Origin of the sequence: Streptomyces sp. NPDC032472 (genome assembly GCF_040636955.1) — a bacterium.
In the GTDB taxonomy this organism is placed as follows: Bacteria; Actinomycetota; Actinomycetes; order Streptomycetales; family Streptomycetaceae; genus Streptomyces.
In genome coordinates, this window is the sequence record NZ_JBEZVK010000006.1 from 144145 (window position 1) to 159792 (window position 15648).

Genomic DNA, 15648 nt, shown 5'->3' on the forward strand with positions numbered 1-15648 from the left:
CCGTGGGGACAGGGACCAAGAACCGTCAGGGTAATTGTTGATGTCCGACAAAAGTCTAGGACTGCTGATCGTTGTCGGCCAGACGCCCGAGGATCAGGGCAATCCGCAGGGTGAACGCCGAGCGGACATCGGAAGGCGACCATCCGGTGACGTCGGTCACACGTCGCAGCCGGTAGCGCACCGTGTTGGGGTGCACGAACAGCATGCGCGCAGCACCTTCCAGACTGCTCGCCTGTTCCAGGTAGACGCTCAGCGTCTCCAGCAGCGCGGAGCCCGCCTCCTCCAGCGGTCTGTAGATCTCCTCCACCAGCTGCTCCCGGGCGGAGGGATCCGAGGCGATCGCGCGCTCCGGCAGGAGATCGTCCGCCAGCACCGGCCGCGGAGCGTCCTGCCAGGCCGTGCAGGCCTTCAGTCCGGCGGCGGCCGCCTGCGCCGACTTCGTGGCGTTCAGCAGGTCGGCCACCACCGGGCCGGCCACGACCGGCCCCGCCGCGAACGGCCCGATCAGCGACTTCGCCACCTGGAGCGGGTTGTCGCTGCCGCCCGCGATCACCACCAGCCGGTCGCCGAGGACCCCGGTGAGGACCTGCAGCTTGTGGTGGCGGGCCGCGCGCCGGATCGCCTCGACCGTCAGCTCGCTGTCGCCCTCCGGAGCGGTGCCGAGCACCACGCAGACGTGCTCCGGCGAGTTCCAGCCGAGCGCCGCGGCCCGGGACAGCGCGCCCTCGTCCGCCTCGCCCGACAGCACCGCGTTCACGACGAGGGACTCCAGGCGGGCGTCCCACGCCCCGCGCGCCTCGGCGGCCTGCGCGTACACCTGGGCCGTCGCGAAGGCGATCTCCCGCGCGTACACCAGCAGGGCCTCACGCAGGATCGACTCGTCGCCGGGGGCCGCCACCTCCTCGATCGCGGCCTCCATCACCTCGATCGTGGTGCGGACCATCTCCACGGTCTGGCGCAGCGTGATCGCCCGGGTCAGCTCGCGCGGAGCGGTCCCGAAGACGTCGGTGGAGATCGCCTGGGGGGTCTCGGGGTGCCGGAACCATTCGGTGAACGCGGCGATGCCGGCCTGCGCGACGAGGCCGATCCACGACCGGTTCTCCGGGGGCATCGCCCGGTACCACGGCAGGGTCTCGTCCATCCGCTGGATCGCGTTGGCGGCGAGCCGGCCGGAGGACTTCTCCAGTCGGCGCAGCGTCGCGGTGTGCGGATGGGCGGGAGCGGGATGCGCGGGGGAATGCTCACGTTCGGGTTGGGGCACGGGACAAGACTGCCTTATCCGGGCGCCGGCGCGGAGCCGGGTCTCACACCCAGGGTCTACCGTGGCCCCATGATTGATGTCCGCCGCGGGGCCGACCGGTACGAGGGCGGTGACCCGGCCGCCGGGATCACCACCCGGCACGCCTTCTCCTTCGGCCCGTTCTACGACCCCGACAACCTGCGCTTCGGCCCCGTCCTCGCCTGCAACGAGGAGGGCCTCGCCCCGGGCGCCGGCTTCGAGGAGCACCCCCACAGCCACACCGAGATCGTCACCTGGGTCGTCGAGGGCGAGCTCACGCACAAGGGCAGCACCGGCGAGACCACCCTGGTCGGCCCCGGCGACCTCCAGCACCTCGGGGCCGGATCGGGCGCGCGGCACGTGGAGCGCAACGACGGCGCGGCCCCGCTGTGCTTCGTGCAGACCTGGCTCGCGCCGCTGGCCGCCGGCGGGGAGCCCTCGTACCGGCTGGTGCGCGGACTCGCCGACGGCACCCCGTACGAGGTCCCCGCGGCCGGCGCCGCCCTGCACGTGCGGCGGCCCGCCGCAGGCGAGCGGATCGCCCTGCCGGGCGCCGAGCGCCTCTACGTGCACGTCGTCCGCGGCGACCTGCGCCTGGACGGGCAGGAGCTCGGCCCCGGGGACTCGGCCCGGATCACCGGCGAAGAGGGGCTGGAGGTCCTCGCCGGATCCCCGGGGGAGCTGCTGATCTGGGTGCTGCCGTAGCGCCCGGCGGCGGGTCCGCAGGCCGCGGCGGACTCAGCGGTGGAGCCGCCCGGAGAGCTCGGCGAGGACCGCGTCCGTGAACGGCGGCCAGGCCTCCACGGCCCACGGGCCGAAGGGGCGGTCCGTCAGCGCCACGCACGCGGCGCGCGCGTCGGGGTCCACCCACAGGAAGGTGCCGGCCTGCCCGAAGTGGCCGAAGGTGCGCGGCGAGGAGCCGGCACCCGTCCAGTGCGGGGACTTGGTGCCGCGGATCTCCAGGCCGAGCCCGAAGTCGTTGGGGGACTGGTGCCCGTACCCGGGGAGCACCCCCTTGAGGCCGGGGTGGACCACGGCGGTGGCCTCGGCGACCGTGCGCACGTCGAGCAGCCGGGGCGCCTGGAGCTCGGCCGCGAACCTGACCAGGTCGGAAACGGTGGAGACGCCGTCCTTGGCCGGGGAGCCCTCCAGGGTGGTGGAGGCCATGCCGAGCGGCTCGAACACCGCCTGGTGCAGGTACTCGGCGAAGGGGATGCCGGTGGCCTTGGCGATGTGGTCGCCGAGCACCTCGAAGCCGGCGTTGGAGTACAGCCGGCGCGTCCCGGCCGGAGCCGTCGCGCGGTGGTCGTCGAAGGCCAGCCCGCTGGTGTGGGCGAGCAGGTGACGGACCGTCGAACCCTCGGGGCCGGCGGGCTCGTCGAGCTCGATCGCCCCCTCCTCGTACGCGACGAGGGCGGCGTACGCGGCGAGCGGCTTGGTCACCGACGCCAGCGCGAACCGGTGGTCGACGGGCCCGTGGGAGCCGGCGAGGCTCCCGTCGGCGCGCACGACGGCCGCCGCGGCGGTCGGTACCGGCCAGTTGTCGATGAGCCGCAGGCTCTGCAGGGTCTCCACGCTCTCCATGCCGCCGAGCCTACTTGCTTGGAGTGCACTCCAGGGTTCTAGCGTGTTCGCCATGACCCTGACGCAGACGCGGTACACGATCAGCGAGGTCGAGGCGCGCACCGGTCTGACCCAGCACACGCTGCGCTGGTACGAGCGGATCGGCCTGATGCCGCACGTGGACCGGTCCCACTCGGGACAGCGGCGCTTCAGCGACGAAGACCTGCAGTGGCTGGCCTTCGTGGGGAAGCTGCGCGCCACCGGGATGTCGGTGGCGGACATGGTCAGGTACGCCGAGCTGGTCCGCGAGGGCGAGCACACCGTCGACCAGCGCCGCGAGCTGCTGGAGCGGACGCGGCGTGAGGTGAGGGCGCGGATCACGGAGCTGACCGACGCGCTCGCCGTACTGGACTTCAAGATCGAGCTATATACGGGGAAGGCGGCACGGCAGTGACGCAGAACACCATCATCGGGCAGGTCGAACTCGGCAAGGGCGGCCCCCTGGTCGGCATCCAGGGCCTGGGCTGCATGGGGATGAGCGAGTTCTACGGGGAGACCGACGAGGCGGCCGCCCGCGAGACGCTGGAGGCGGCGCTCGCCCGCGGGGTCACCCTCTTCGACACCGCGGACATCTACGGGCGGGGCCGCAACGAGGAGTTCATCGCCCCGTTCGTGGCCGCCCACCGCGACGAGATCACCCTCGCCACCAAGTTCGGCATAGAGCGCACCGACGACCCGCAGTACCGCGGGATCCGCAACGACCGTGCGTACATCCGGCAGGCCGTGGAGGGGAGCCTGCGGCGGCTGGGCACCGACGTGATCGACCTCTACTACATGCACCGGCACGACCCGGCGGTGCCCTTCGCCGAGTCGGTGGGCACGATGGCCGAGCTGGTGCAGGAGGGCAAGGTGCGCCACCTGGGGCTCAGCGAGGTCACGGGCGCGGAGCTGCGCGAGGCGTACGCGGTGCACCCGATCGCGGCGCTGCAGTCGGAGTGGTCGCTGTTCAGCCGGGACGTGGAGCGCAGCGCGGTGGCCGCGGCGGCGGAGCTGGGCGTGGCCTTCGTGCCGTACTCCCCGCTCGGGCGCGGCTTCCTGACCGGGGCGTTCGCGTCCGCGGCGGAACTGTCCGCGGGCGACTTCCGGGCGTTCCAGCCGCGGTTCAGCGGCGACAACGCCAAGGCGAACGCGGCGCTGCTGGAGCCGGTGCGCCGGCTCGCCGAGGCGCACGGGGCGACGCCGGCGCAGATCGCGCTGGCGTGGGTGCAGCAGCGGGCGGAGGTCCACCGCCTCGCCGTGGTCCCGATCCCGGGGACCCGCAAGGTCTCGCGCCTTGAGGAGAACACCGCCGCGACCCGGATTCAGCTGACCGGGCAGGAGCTGGCCCTGCTGGAGCCGATCGCGGCGCAGGTGGCGGGGGACCGCTACCCGGACATGGCCTTCACCTCGGTGGCCCGCGAGGCGTAACGGCAGGCGCGGCCGCGCGCGACCGCTACGCCCCCGAGAGGTCGGCGGCGAAGCGGTCGCGCAGGGCCGTGTACTCGGCGTCCGTGAGCAGGCCCGCGCTGTGCAGCTCGCTCAGGTGGTGCAGGCGCTCGTCGGCGCGGGGCGCCGGGACCGAGGCGACCGGGGTGCGCACGCGCAGGGAGGCGAGGACGGCCGCGGCGAACGGCAGCGACTCGTGCACCGCGCCGTACCCGGTGCCGAAGACGGCGGCGGCGAGGTCGTGGTCGGGACGCGGGTCGCCGGGGGCGCCGTCGCGGCGTATGAGCCGCAGGTGGCCGCCCGGGCCCTCCGGGGAGCGCCATTCGATCCCGGCCAGCTCCGTCACCTCGTAACGCTGGTCGCCCGCCTTCCACTTGGTGCCCGTGGCGCCCGTGCGCGACCAGTGGAAGCTGACGGCCGAGCCGTCGAAGCCCACGCGCGCGTCGTACGCCTTCAGCTGCAGCGGCGGCTCGGCCACCTCGACCAGGAAACGCCCGGCCGGCTCGCCCGCGTCGGGCCCGAGCCGTTCGCGCAGCGCGTCGGCGAAGGCGGCCGCCTGTGCGGCCCGGTCGCCGGTCACGACCAGGCGGTAAGGGTCGCTCGCCTCGCGCAGCTGCCCCGCGGCGGCTTCCATCAGCGGATCCGCGCCCGGTCTCGGCACGGCATGCAGCACCGTCGTGTCGCGTCTGCCCCCCGCTCCGCGGGAGGTCACGTGCACCGCGGAGAGCGCCTCGAAGGGGATCCGCCGGGGCCCGAGGGCATGCCAGAGACGTGGCGTTCGCATCCCCCGTGCGAAGCGGATGAGCACCGAGTCCGAGTCGAACTCCCAGACGGCATGATTTCCGGCCAGTACGTCACCCATGCGGCACATGGTAAAGGGACGCGACCCTGTGCGTCCCCCTCGGTGCAGGGCCCGTTTTTCGGGGCTCTACACGTGTCAGTCCGTGTCTGTCCCGGAAATTCCGCGGCGGCAGGCATCGTCGCCGGTCGCGCAGACCACGGAACCGAACGTGCCGGTTCCGATTTTGGCGAAGTTGTCCAGGGATCCGGTGCCTGGCTCGAAATAGCCGGTGTGCAGCCTGGCCCCGGCCGACGAGAGCAGCCGCGCGCCGAACCCGGGCGAGACCGGGTCGGCACCGTGGCCCAGCCCGCCGACCTCCAGGTGCGGCACGTCCGCGATCCAGTCCCCGGAGTCCCGCGTGGCCCACACCCGCGCAGAGGTGCCCAGTTCGGCGACCGAATCCGCACGCATGCCGGGGCTGCCCGCCACCACCACGTCCGTCACGCGGGCCGGCAGGCCGTGCGCGGCGACCCCGCACACCACCGAGCCGTAGCTGTGGCAGAACAGCGCCACGCCGGCGTCTCCGGGCAGGGTCGCCGTGAGCGCCTGCAGGCGCACCGCGCCGTCGACGGCCATCCGGCCGGTGGCCGCGTCCATGCCGACACCGGTCGGCGCGACGTAGCCGGCCCAGGCGATGACCGCGGTCCGGCTGTCCGGTGCGGCCGCGCGTTCGGCCTCGTACAGGGACTGCGCCATGCCGACGGGGGCGGTCAGGCGCCGCTGGCTGCGCTCGAAGGTGAGCGCGTCGGTGTCGACGCCCGGGACGATCACCGAGACCCGGCTCGCACGGTCGAGGTCGCCGAAGACCTCGGCGACGAGGCCGCCGCCGGTGGGGTCGAAGACGAGGATCTGCCGGCCCGGCGTGGCGAGGGAGGCGAAGCGGTGGGCGCGCCGGCCGGCCGTGGTGCGGTCGGCCGGGGTCAGGCTGACGTCGCGGCTGCGGGCCTCCTCCACCTGCTCGGCCTGCTCCAGGGCGCGCAGGTTGGCCCGGTAGCGCAGGGCGGCGGGCGCCCCGGCGAGGTTGCCGACGACGAAGGGGTGGGTCTCGGCGAGCCTGGCCCGGCCCGTGGCGTCGAGGTCGGCGAAGAACCGGGCGACCGTGCGCGCGGGGGCGTCGGCGGGCGGGACGGGCCGGCCGTCGATCCGGGCCGTGGACCAGGCGGCGAGGGCCGCGGCCCGCAGGGAGGTTCCGGCGTCGGGGCGGTGGACGGCGGTCCAGCCGGTGGTCGCCAGCATGATGAAGACGACCGCGAGCGCGAGCAGGGTGCGCAGGGCGGCGGGGCGCGGGTCGGCGCCGGCAGGGGGGTGGGCGAGGCCGGGCAGGTTCACTGGGTCCAGCCTAGGAGACGGCAACGGGGCCCGGTACGGGGGGTGACCGGGCTCACGAGTGACCCCTTTCACGTGATTCGCGCGATTCATGTGAATCACACGGTTCACGCTGTTCGTGCGGTTCATCCTGTTCATGTGGTGCACGCCACAGGCGCGTTGTGTCTCCGGGGTCAGCGCCAGTCCGCGGCCAGTGCCGGGCCGATCTGGTCGAGGTAGGCCTCGGTCATGTCCCGGATCGCGTCGACGCTGGCATCCTCGCCCTGTCCCCACAGCCGCCCCGTGACCCGCATGACACCGGAGAACGCGGCGACGGCCACGCGCGGGCGCGGGTCGGCGTCCACGTCCAACCCCTCCCGTTCCGCGAGCAGCCGGGCGATCTGCTCCTCCAACTCCGTGGAGCGGCGCAGGTGGACGGCGAGCAGCGCGGGCGTCGACTCGATCAGCCGGTAGGTGCGCATGTAGAGGTCGACCGGCACCACGTCCGACAGGGCTTCCTCGACGGTGTCCCAGGCGACGCGCACCGCCCCCCGCAGCGCGGCGAGCGGGCCCTCGGAGGGCGGACGGGAGCGCAGGGCGGCGAGGAAGTGCGATTCGACCAGGTCCTGGGCGGCGAAGGCGACCTCCTCCTTGTTGGCGAAGTACCGGAAGAAGGTGCGCTGGGAGACGTCCACCGCCTCGGTGATCTCGTCGACGGTGGTGCGCTCGTACCCCTGCGCGACGAAGAGGAGGAGGGCGGCGCGCAGCAGCGCGTCCCGGGTGCGCCGCTTCTTGCGTTCGCGTAGTCCGGGCGCCGGCGCGGGGCGCTCGTCGGTCATCACCGCGCGAGTCCTTTCTGGGCGGGAGGGCGCCATCTGACGCTGAGTAAGCGGTCAGGGTACCTGTGACCGACCTGACAGCCACCGTCCTGCTGAGCCGTCTGTGAAGTGTCAGTCGCTGTCATTAGCCTGTTTGCATGACTCATCAGATCACCGCCCACGAAAAGGACGACCGGACTCCCGTCGGGCGACCGGGGCCGGCGCCGGCCCGGTCCGGGCTGCGCGGCCACCCGTGGCTGACGCTCCTGGGAGTCGCGGTCGGCGTCATGATGGTCACCCTCGACGGCACGATCGTCGCCGTCGCCAATCCCGCGATCCAGCAGGACCTCGGCGCCTCGCTCGCCGACGTCCAGTGGATCACCAACGGCTACCTGCTGGCCCTCGCCGTCTCCCTCATCACCGCCGGAAAGCTCGGCGACCGCTTCGGCCACCGCCAGACCTTCCTGATCGGCATCGTCGGATTCGCCGCCGCCTCCGCCGCGATCGGCCTCTCCACCGGCGTCGAGCTCGTCATCGGCTTCCGCGTGGCGCAGGGGCTGTTCGGCGCGCTGCTGATGCCCGCCGCACTGGGCCTGCTGCGCGCCACCTTCCCCGCCGAGAAGCTCAACATGGCCATCGGGATCTGGGGCATGGTCATCGGCGCCTCGACCGCGGCCGGGCCCATCGTCGGCGGCCTGCTCGTGGAGCACGTCAGCTGGCAGTCCGTCTTCTTCATCAACGTGCCCGTCGGCATCCTCGCGCTGGCGCTGGGCCTGGTCATCCTGCTCGACCACCGCGCCGAGAACGCGCCGCGCTCCTTCGACGTCCCGGGCGTCGTGCTGCTGTCGGCCGCGATGTTCTCGCTGGTCTGGGCGCTGATCAAGGCCTCGGAGTGGGGCTGGGGCGACGGGCGCACCCTGCTGTTCCTGGCCGTCTCCCTGGTCTGCTTCGTGCTCTTCGCCGTCTGGGAGTCCCGGGCCGCCGAGCCGCTGATCCCGCTGGGGATGTTCCGCTCCCTGCCGCTGTCGGCGGGCACGGTGCTCATGGTGCTGATGGCGTTCGCGTTCATGGGCGGGCTGTTCTTCGTGACCTTCTACCTCCAGAACGTGCACGGCATGAGCCCCGTCGACAGCGGCCTGCACCTGCTGCCGCTGACCGGGATGATGATCGTCGGCTCCCCGCTGGCCGGCGCCGCCATCACCGCCGCCGGCCCGCGCATCCCGCTGGTCGCCGGCATGGCCGCCACCGCCGTCGCCTGCTTCGGGATGTCCGGGCTGACCCCGGGCACCTCCACCCTCGAGATGTCGCTGTGGTTCGCCCTGCTCGGCCTGGGCCTGGCCCCCGTCATGGTCGGCGCCACCGAGGTCATCGTCGGCAATGCCCCGCTGGAGCTCTCCGGGGTCGCCGGCGGCCTCCAGCAGGCCGCCATGCAGGTGGGCGGCAGCCTCGGCACCGCCGTCCTCGGCGCGGTCATGGCGCGCACCGTGGGTGACTCGTTCGGGGACAACTGGCGGGCCGCGCAGCTCCCGCCGCTCACGCCCGAGCAGCAGGCCCTCGCCGAAAAGGGGGTCCAGGTCGGCATCGCCCCGGTCCCGCCGGGGGCTCCGCCGAAGCTCGCCGAGGCGATCACCGGGGTCGCGCACGACACCTTCGTGTCCGGGATGAGCACGGCTTTCACCGCTGCCGGCGTGGTCGCCGTACTGGCCGCGGTCGTGGCCTGCTTCACCCGGCGCGGGGAGAACGCCGCCGCCGGGGCGGGCGCGGCTCACGTCTGAGACGCGTCAACAGCGCTCCTCGCCCAGCCCCGCCGGACGGTTCCGGCGGGGCTGTCGCCTATCAGGGTGGACCCGCTCCCACCCCCTTCCGCCGAGCCGTCCTTGCAGGTCAGCGTGGTGCCGAGGCGCTTTCGGAAACCGTCCGGGGCGCAACCGTCCACCAGGAGTTGACCCGTCATGCGTACGAGTTCCCCCGCACGAGCCGCGTTCCGACGCGCCACCGGTACCCGATCCGCCACCGGCACCCGATCCACCGCCGGCCTGCGATCCACCACCGGCGCCCGGACCGCTGCCGCGGTCCGCGGCGCCGGCACCGGGCGCAGCACGGTCCTGGCCGTCGCCGTCCTGGCGCTCGCGGCCCTGATCCCGGGTACGGCAGGCACCGCACACGCCGCGGGCCCGCCGCCGAAGAGGGCGGTGCCCTGCGCCACCGGGCAGCTGTGCCTGTGGGCGAAGCCGGAGTTCAAGGGCACCCGCACCACGCGCGAGCTCAGCACCCTCGACATCAACAGCTGCACCGCACTGCCCGAGGGCACCAGTGCCCAGTCCCTCATCAACCGCACCGGCCGACCGGTGACGACCTACCAGTCGGCCGTGTGCGCCGAGACGGGAGAGTTCCAGACCTATCCGGGCGACGGCGTGCAACTGCCCGAGTCGCCCTACCTGATCCGGGCCTTCAAGGTCTGGGAGCGGTAACCGCGGCGGGCGCGGCCGCCGGAGCCGCCGCCGGGGCCGCCTCGGGAAGCCGGGCCGACACCTCGGCCCCCGTGCCCGGGGCGGTCCCGCCCAGCCGGGCGACCTCGGCGCGCAGGGCCCGTACCTCCGCGGCCAGCTCGGCGATGGCGGCGGTCTGGGCGCGCTCCACCTGGTCGTCGCGCTCGAAACGGGAGATGAACCAGGCGGCGATGTTGGCGGTGACCACACCCAGCAGGGCGATGCCCGACAGCATCAGCCCCACCGCGAGCACCCGGCCGAGCCCGGTGGTGGGGGAGTGGTCGCCGTAGCCGACGGTGGTCATGGTGGTGAAGCTCCACCAGACCGCATCGCCCAGGTTCTTGATGTTGCCGTCGGGGGCGTCCCGCTCCACGCTCAGCACCGCCAGCGAGCCGAACATCAGCAGTCCGACCACGGCGCCCGCCACGTACGTGGTCAGCCGGATCTGCGGGGCCATCCGGGCCCGCCGGCCCACCAGCAGCAGGGTGGCCACCAGCCGCAGCAGCCGCAGCGGCTGGATCATCGGCAGCAGCACGGCCGCCAGGTCCAGCCAGTGCGTCCGTACGAAGGCCCGCTTGGCGGTCGACAGGCCCAGCCGCATCAGATAGTCGGCGGCGAAGGCCCCCCACACCACCCACTCGGTGAGCGTGCACGCCCGGTGCACCCGCGCGTCCGCATCGGGCGCGACGATCGGGACGGCGTACGCGACGGCGAACGCGATGGCGAGTACGAGCAGCGGGGTCTGGCTCCGCCGCTCCCACCGCAGCTGGCGGGAGGGATGCTTCATACGGAGCATCGTAAGGAACAGGTAAAGCCCAAGGCCCCGGAACGGACCCGCGCAGGGCGGCAGCGGCCGGGGCAACGGCGGCGGGCCGGGGCGCACTGCGCACCCCGGCCCGCCGCTTCGTTGCGTTCCGTCCCGGCCGTGCTACGCGTCGCCGCCCGCTGCGCCCGGGTCTGCCGCCGACACGTCCAGCAGGCGGTAGCGGTCCACCGCCTGCTTCAGCGCGGAGCGGTCGATCTTGCCCTCCTTGGCCAGCTCGGTCAGGACCGCCAGCACCACCGACTGGGCGTCGATGTGGAAGAAGCGCCGGGCCGCGCCGCGGGTGTCCGCGAAGCCGAAGCCGTCCGCGCCCAGCGAGGTGTACGCACCGGGCACCCAGCGGGAGATCTGGTCCGGGACGGCCCGCATCCAGTCCGACACCGCGACGAACGGACCCTCCGACGCCGAGAGCTTGCGCGTCACGTACGGCACGCGCTGCTCCTCCTCCGGGTGGAGCAGGTTGTGCTCCTCCACCTCGACGGCCTCGCGGCGCAGCTCGTTCCAGGAGGTCGCCGACCAGACGTCCGCCTTGACGTTCCACTCCTCCGCCAGGATCCGCTGGGCCTCCAGCGCCCACGGCACCGCCACGCCCGAGGCCAGGATCTGCGCCGGCACCGCGCCGGAGGTGCCCGTGGCCACCCGGTGGATGCCCTTGAGGATGCCGTCCACGTCCACGTTGGCCGGCTCCGCCGGGTGCTGGATCGGCTCGTTGTAGACGGTCAGGTAGTAGAAGACGTCCTCGGCATCCGGGCCGTACATCCGGCGCAGGCCGTCCTGGACGATGTGCGCGATCTCGTAGCCGTAGGCCGGGTCGTACGCCACGCAGCCCGGGTTCGTCGCCGCCAGCAGCTGCGAGTGACCGTCGGCGTGCTGAAGGCCCTCACCCGTCAGGGTGGTCCGGCCCGCGGTCGCACCCAGGACGAAACCGCGCGCCAGCTGGTCGGCCATCTGCCAGAACTGGTCACCCGTGCGCTGGAATCCGAACATCGAGTAGAAGACGTACACCGGGATCAGCGGCTCGCCGTGCGTGGCGTACGCCGAGCCCGCGGCGATCAGCGAGGCCGTGCAGCCCGCCTCCGAGATGCCGTCGTGCAGCATCTGACCGGTCGGCGACTCCTTGTACGCCAGCAGCAGGTCGCGGTCGACCGCCTCGTACTGCTGGCCCAGCGGGTTGTAGATCTTGGCGCTCGGGAAGAACGCGTCCATGCCGAAGGTGCGGTACTCGTCCGGGGCGATCAGCACGAACCGCTTGCCGATCTCCTTGTCCCGCATCAGGTCCTTCAGGATGCGGACGAACGCCATGGTCGTGGCGATCGCCTGGTGGCCCGAGCCCTTCTTGGCCGCCGCGTACGCCTTGTCGTCCGGCAGCTCCAGGGGCCTCGCGCGCACCACGCGGGTGGGCACGTAGCCGCCCAGCGACTTGCGCTGGTCGTGCATGTACTGGATCTCGGGCGAGTTGCGGCCCGGGTGGTAGTACGGCGGGGCGCCGCTCTCCAGCTGGGCGTCCGTGATCGGGATGTGCAGGCGGTCGCGGAAGCGCTTGAGGTCGTCGACCGTCAGCTTCTTCATCTGGTGCGTGGCGTTGCGGCCCTCGAAGTTCGGGCCGAGGGTCCAGCCCTTGATCGTCTTGGCCAGGATCACCGTCGGCTGGCCCTTGTGGGCGCGCGCCGCCGCGTAGGCCGCGTAGATCTTCTTGTGGTCGTGGCCGCCGCGGCCCAGGTGCAGGATCTGGTCGTCGGTCATGCCCTCGACCATGGCGCGCAGCCGCTGGTCGTCGCCGAAGAAGTGCTCGCGGATGTAGGCGCCGGTCTCCGTGGCGTACGTCTGGAACTGGCCGTCCGGCGTCGAGTTCATCTTGTTGACCAGGATGCCGTCGCGGTCCTGGGCCAGCAGCGGGTCCCAGGAGCGGTCCCAGATCAGCTTGATGACGTTCCAGCCGGCGCCCCGGAAGATCGACTCCAGCTCCTGGATGATCTTCCCGTTGCCGCGCACCGGGCCGTCGAGCCGCTGCAGGTTGCAGTTGACGACGAAGGTCAGGTTGTCCAGGCCCTCGCGGGCGGCGAGCGACAGCTGGCCCAGCGACTCCGGCTCGTCCATCTCGCCGTCGCCGAGGTACGCCCACACGTGTGACTTGGAGGTGTCCGCGATCCCGCGCGCCTCCATGTACCGGTTCATCCGGGCCTGGTAGATCGCCCCGATCGGGCCGAGGCCCATCGAGACCGTCGGGAACTCCCAGAAGTCCGGCATCAGCCGCGGGTGCGGATAGCTGGACAGGCCGTACGGGGCCTTCGACTTCTCCTGGCGGAAGGCGTCGAGCTGCTGCTCGGAGAGCCGGTCCAGCAGGTAGGCGCGGGCGTAGACACCGGGCGAGGCGTGGCCCTGGAAGAAGATCTGGTCGCCGCCGTCGCCCTCGTCCTTGCCCCGGAAGAAGTGGTTGAAGCCCACGTCGTAGAGCGAGGCGGAGGAGGCGAACGTGGCGATGTGGCCGCCGACGCCGATCCCCGGGCGCTGGGCGCGCGAGACCATCACGGCCGCGTTCCAGCGGGTGGCGTTGAGGACCTTGCGCTCGATCTCCTCGTTGCCGGGGAAGAACGGCTCGTCCTTGGTGGCGATCGTGTTGACGTAGTCGGTGCTGCGCATCTCGGGCACGGCCACGCGCCGCTCGCGGGCCCGCTCGATCAGGCGCAGCATCAGGTAGCGGGCGCGTTCACGGCCGCGCTCGTCCACGGCGGCGTCCAGGGAGTCGAGCCACTCCTTCGTCTCCTCCGGATCGAAGTCCGGGACCTGGCTCGGCAGGCCGCCAATGATGATCGGATTGCGATCGGATGCGGAAGCCACGCTGTTCCTTCGCTGTCAGGGGAGTCGTGCCTCGGGTTTCGCCGCCTCCCATGGTCTTACGCTCGGTCCCAATCGTCATCTCTACCACTGGGTAATCCCTGGAGTCGGCGGCGATTCACGATGCCGTCGGCGACTGGTCCGGACACTGCTCAACCCTACGCCCCGGATGATCACCGCGTTCGTAAGTTCGTTCGCCTCTCAAACGGGTGTGAAAGTGCCGAAGCGATGCCGAATGAGCTGGAATGGTGTGGGATGAATCACGATAGAGACATGCGGGAAGGCTGAAAGTTGCGGCGAGACGGCCGCAATCGTCACCGTTTCGACGGTCTCCGCGGCCGGGTACTTGCGCGATCCGCCGCGCCCGTGTGGACTACGCCCAATGCTGCGCGTACGCGCGCTGCCGAAGACATTCACCGAACATGAGCAGGAGGCACCCCGTGAGCGCGACCGCGGACCACGCGGAGAGCCTGGCCGCCCGGCTGGGTTTCCAGTCCGAACAGGTGGTCCAGGAGATCGGCTACGACGACGACGTCGATCAGGAGTTCCGCGAGGAGATCGAGGAACTGATCGGCAACGACCTCGTCGACGAGGACTACGACGACGTGGCCGACGCGGTGCTGCTGTGGTTCCGCAACGAGGACGGCGATCTGACCGACGCCCTCGTCGACGCCACCGAGCTGCTCGAGGACGCCGCGCTGATCCTGCTGCTGACCCCGAAGACGGGCCGCCCGGGCTACGTCGAGGCCAGCGACATCAGCGAGGCCGCCGAGACCGCCGGTCTGTCGCAGACGAGGCCCGTCAGCGTCGGCAAGGAGTGGGCCGCCAGCAAGCTGGTGACCCCCAAGGTCGCCAAGTCCAAGCGCTGAACCGCGCCCCGCAGCCAAGCGGAGACACGCCCCGCCGACCCCCGTCGGCGGGGTGTGTGCGTTCCCGGCCTAGGCTGGTCTCACCCGATCAGCCCAGCGGAGGGCTGCGGGAACGAAGGGATGCGACAGATGGCGATCGAGGTCGGCACCAAGGCCCCGGACTTCGAGCTCAAGGACAACCACGGCGCCACCGTGCGGCTCTCCGACTTCCGCGGGGAGAAGGCCGTCGTGCTGCTCTTCTACCCGTTCGCCTTCACCGGCGTGTGCACCGGCGAGCTGTGCGAGCTGCGCGACCACCTGCCGCGCTTCCAGAACGACGACGTCCAGCTGCTCGCCGTCTCCAACGACTCCGTGCCGACCCTGCGCGTCTTCGCCGAGCAGGAGAACCTCGACTACCCGCTGCTGTCCGACTTCTGGCCGCACGGCGAGACCTCGCGTGCGTACGGCGTCTTCGACGAGGAGAAGGGCTGCGCGGTCCGCGGCACCTTCATCATCGACAAGGACGGCATCGTGCGCTGGACCGTCGTCAACGGGCTGCCCGACGCGCGTGACCTGAACGAGTACATCAAGGCGCTCGACAGCCTCTGAGCCGCTGGCCCGCATCGGCACCCGTCGGCCGGTTCGGCGTGAAACCTCGTGCCGACGGGAACCCGTCACTAGGATCGACACGTTGATCCGGTAGCTCCCCCGGCCGGCGCCGGGGGCCCCACCGCACGACAGGGGCCACCGCCCCGCATGAACCCATTGGAGGACCCGTGGGAGTCAGCCTCAGCAAGGGCGGCAACGTCTCGCTGACCAAGGCCGCACCGAACCTGACGGCCGTGCTCGTCGGTCTGGGCTGGGATGCCCGCACCACCACCGGTGTCGACTTCGACCTCGACGCCAGCGCGATCCTGACCAACGACCAGGGCAAGGTCGCCAACGACTCGAACTTCGTGTTCTTCAACAACCTGAAGAGCCCGGACGGCTCGGTCGAGCACACCGGTGACAACCTCACCGGCGAGGGCGAGGGCGACGACGAGGCGATCAAGGTGAACCTGGCCGCCGTCCCGGCCGATGTCGCCAAGATCGTCTTCCCGGTCTCGATCTACGAGGCCGAGAGCCGCCAGCAGAGCTTCGGCCAGGTCCGCAACGCGTACATCCGCGTCGTGAACCAGGCCGACAACACCGAGCTCGCCCGCTACGACCTCTCCGAGGACGCCTCGACCGAGACGGCCATGGTCTTCGGCGAGCTGTACCGCAACGGCGCGGAGTGGAAGTTCCGCGCCATCGGCCAGGGGTACGCCTCCGGCCTGCGCGGTATCGCCCAGGACTTCGGCGTCAACGTCTGAGCGTCAACGC

Annotated in this window: 15 protein-coding genes; 8 read left to right on the forward strand and 7 right to left on the reverse strand. The window is 71.9% G+C overall.

Features of this window, described 5'->3' with window-relative positions; all coding sequences use genetic code 11:
• Window positions 1–55 precede the first annotated feature (55 nt).
• Window positions 56–1261 (reverse strand): helix-turn-helix domain-containing protein, encoded by a 1206-nt coding sequence (locus AB0F11_RS05820; RefSeq protein WP_362168821.1) that lies wholly within the window; start codon window positions 1259–1261, stop codon window positions 56–58.
• 69 nt (window positions 1262–1330) lie between these two features.
• Between AB0F11_RS05820 and AB0F11_RS05825 the strand changes: the two genes are divergently transcribed.
• On the forward strand, window positions 1331–1984 hold the full coding sequence (locus AB0F11_RS05825) for a pirin family protein (protein WP_362168823.1): 654 nt from the start codon (window positions 1331–1333) through the stop codon (window positions 1982–1984).
• Window positions 1985–2017: 33 nt separating this feature from the next.
• On the opposite strand, the gene AB0F11_RS05830 is transcribed toward AB0F11_RS05825, so the two are convergent.
• Window positions 2018–2845: a serine hydrolase domain-containing protein gene (locus tag AB0F11_RS05830; protein ID WP_362168909.1), complete on the reverse strand. Its 828-nt coding sequence runs from the start codon at window positions 2843–2845 to the stop codon at window positions 2018–2020.
• A gap of 70 nt (window positions 2846–2915) precedes the next feature.
• Here AB0F11_RS05830 and AB0F11_RS05835 point away from each other — a divergent pair, with 70 nt between their 5' ends.
• Window positions 2916–3296, forward strand: a complete 381-nt coding sequence (locus AB0F11_RS05835) for a MerR family transcriptional regulator (protein WP_362168825.1) — start codon at window positions 2916–2918, stop codon at window positions 3294–3296.
• Window positions 3293–4309, forward strand: a complete 1017-nt coding sequence (locus AB0F11_RS05840) for an aldo/keto reductase (RefSeq protein WP_362168827.1) — start codon at window positions 3293–3295, stop codon at window positions 4307–4309. Before AB0F11_RS05835 ends, AB0F11_RS05840 begins: the two co-directional genes overlap by 4 nt.
• Before the next feature lie 25 nt (window positions 4310–4334).
• On the opposite strand, the gene AB0F11_RS05845 is transcribed toward AB0F11_RS05840, so the two are convergent.
• The 3 genes from AB0F11_RS05845 to AB0F11_RS05855 form a co-directional block, all read right to left on the reverse strand.
• Window positions 4335–5198: a DUF4429 domain-containing protein gene (locus AB0F11_RS05845; protein WP_362168828.1), complete on the reverse strand. Its 864-nt coding sequence runs from the start codon at window positions 5196–5198 to the stop codon at window positions 4335–4337.
• 66 nt (window positions 5199–5264) lie between these two features.
• Window positions 5265–6404: an alpha/beta hydrolase gene (locus AB0F11_RS05850; RefSeq protein WP_362168911.1), complete on the reverse strand. Its 1140-nt coding sequence runs from the start codon at window positions 6402–6404 to the stop codon at window positions 5265–5267.
• Between the two features lie 263 nt (window positions 6405–6667).
• Entirely contained in the window at window positions 6668–7312 is a 645-nt protein-coding gene (locus AB0F11_RS05855) for a TetR family transcriptional regulator (protein ID WP_362168830.1), read from the reverse strand.
• 137 nt (window positions 7313–7449) lie between these two features.
• Between AB0F11_RS05855 and AB0F11_RS05860 the strand changes: the two genes are divergently transcribed.
• A complete protein-coding gene (locus tag AB0F11_RS05860; protein WP_362168832.1) occupies window positions 7450–9066 on the forward strand; it encodes an MFS transporter in 1617 nt (538 codons plus the stop codon).
• A gap of 363 nt (window positions 9067–9429) precedes the next feature.
• Window positions 9430–9762, forward strand: coding sequence for a peptidase inhibitor family I36 protein (locus tag AB0F11_RS05865; RefSeq protein WP_362168913.1), 333 nt, complete (start codon window positions 9430–9432; stop codon window positions 9760–9762).
• On the opposite strand, the gene AB0F11_RS05870 is transcribed toward AB0F11_RS05865, so the two are convergent.
• On the reverse strand, window positions 9743–10567 hold the full coding sequence (locus AB0F11_RS05870; RefSeq protein ID WP_362168834.1) for a potassium channel family protein: 825 nt from the start codon (window positions 10565–10567) through the stop codon (window positions 9743–9745). The two genes, AB0F11_RS05865 and AB0F11_RS05870, sit on opposite strands and share 20 nt — an antisense overlap.
• A gap of 141 nt (window positions 10568–10708) precedes the next feature.
• Window positions 10709–13441: a pyruvate dehydrogenase (acetyl-transferring), homodimeric type gene (aceE, locus tag AB0F11_RS05875; RefSeq protein ID WP_362168836.1), complete on the reverse strand. Its 2733-nt coding sequence runs from the start codon at window positions 13439–13441 to the stop codon at window positions 10709–10711.
• A 437-nt stretch (window positions 13442–13878) separates the two neighbouring features.
• Here aceE and AB0F11_RS05880 point away from each other — a divergent pair, with 437 nt between their 5' ends.
• The 3 genes from AB0F11_RS05880 to AB0F11_RS05890 all read left to right on the forward strand — a co-directional run bounded on the left by AB0F11_RS05880 (window position 13879) and on the right by AB0F11_RS05890 (window position 15638).
• Window positions 13879–14307 (forward strand): DUF3052 domain-containing protein, encoded by a 429-nt coding sequence (locus AB0F11_RS05880; RefSeq protein ID WP_362168838.1) that lies wholly within the window; start codon window positions 13879–13881, stop codon window positions 14305–14307.
• Window positions 14308–14436: 129 nt separating this feature from the next.
• Entirely contained in the window at window positions 14437–14895 is a 459-nt protein-coding gene (locus AB0F11_RS05885) for a peroxiredoxin (protein ID WP_362168840.1), read from the forward strand.
• 167 nt (window positions 14896–15062) lie between these two features.
• Window positions 15063–15638 (forward strand): TerD family protein, encoded by a 576-nt coding sequence (locus AB0F11_RS05890; RefSeq protein ID WP_361905021.1) that lies wholly within the window; start codon window positions 15063–15065, stop codon window positions 15636–15638.
• Window positions 15639–15648 lie beyond the last annotated feature (10 nt).

Bases quoted from the DNA above. Each gene is read 5' to 3' on its own strand.
- AB0F11_RS05860 (WP_362168832.1), top strand. From the start codon at position 7,450: ATGACTCATCAGATCACCGCCCACGAAAAGGACGACCGGACTCCCGTC.
- AB0F11_RS05825 (WP_362168823.1), top strand. From the start codon at position 1,331: ATGATTGATGTCCGCCGCGGGGCCGACCGGTACGAGGGCGGTGACCCG.
- AB0F11_RS05885 (WP_362168840.1), top strand. From the start codon at position 14,437: ATGGCGATCGAGGTCGGCACCAAGGCCCCGGACTTCGAGCTCAAGGAC.
- AB0F11_RS05855 (WP_362168830.1), bottom strand. From the start codon at position 7,312: ATGACCGACGAGCGCCCCGCGCCGGCGCCCGGACTACGCGAACGCAAG.
- AB0F11_RS05835 (WP_362168825.1), top strand. From the start codon at position 2,916: ATGACCCTGACGCAGACGCGGTACACGATCAGCGAGGTCGAGGCGCGC.
- AB0F11_RS05850 (WP_362168911.1), bottom strand. From the start codon at position 6,404: ATGCTGGCGACCACCGGCTGGACCGCCGTCCACCGCCCCGACGCCGGA.
- AB0F11_RS05845 (WP_362168828.1), bottom strand. From the start codon at position 5,198: ATGTGCCGCATGGGTGACGTACTGGCCGGAAATCATGCCGTCTGGGAG.
- AB0F11_RS05870 (WP_362168834.1), bottom strand. From the start codon at position 10,567: ATGAAGCATCCCTCCCGCCAGCTGCGGTGGGAGCGGCGGAGCCAGACC.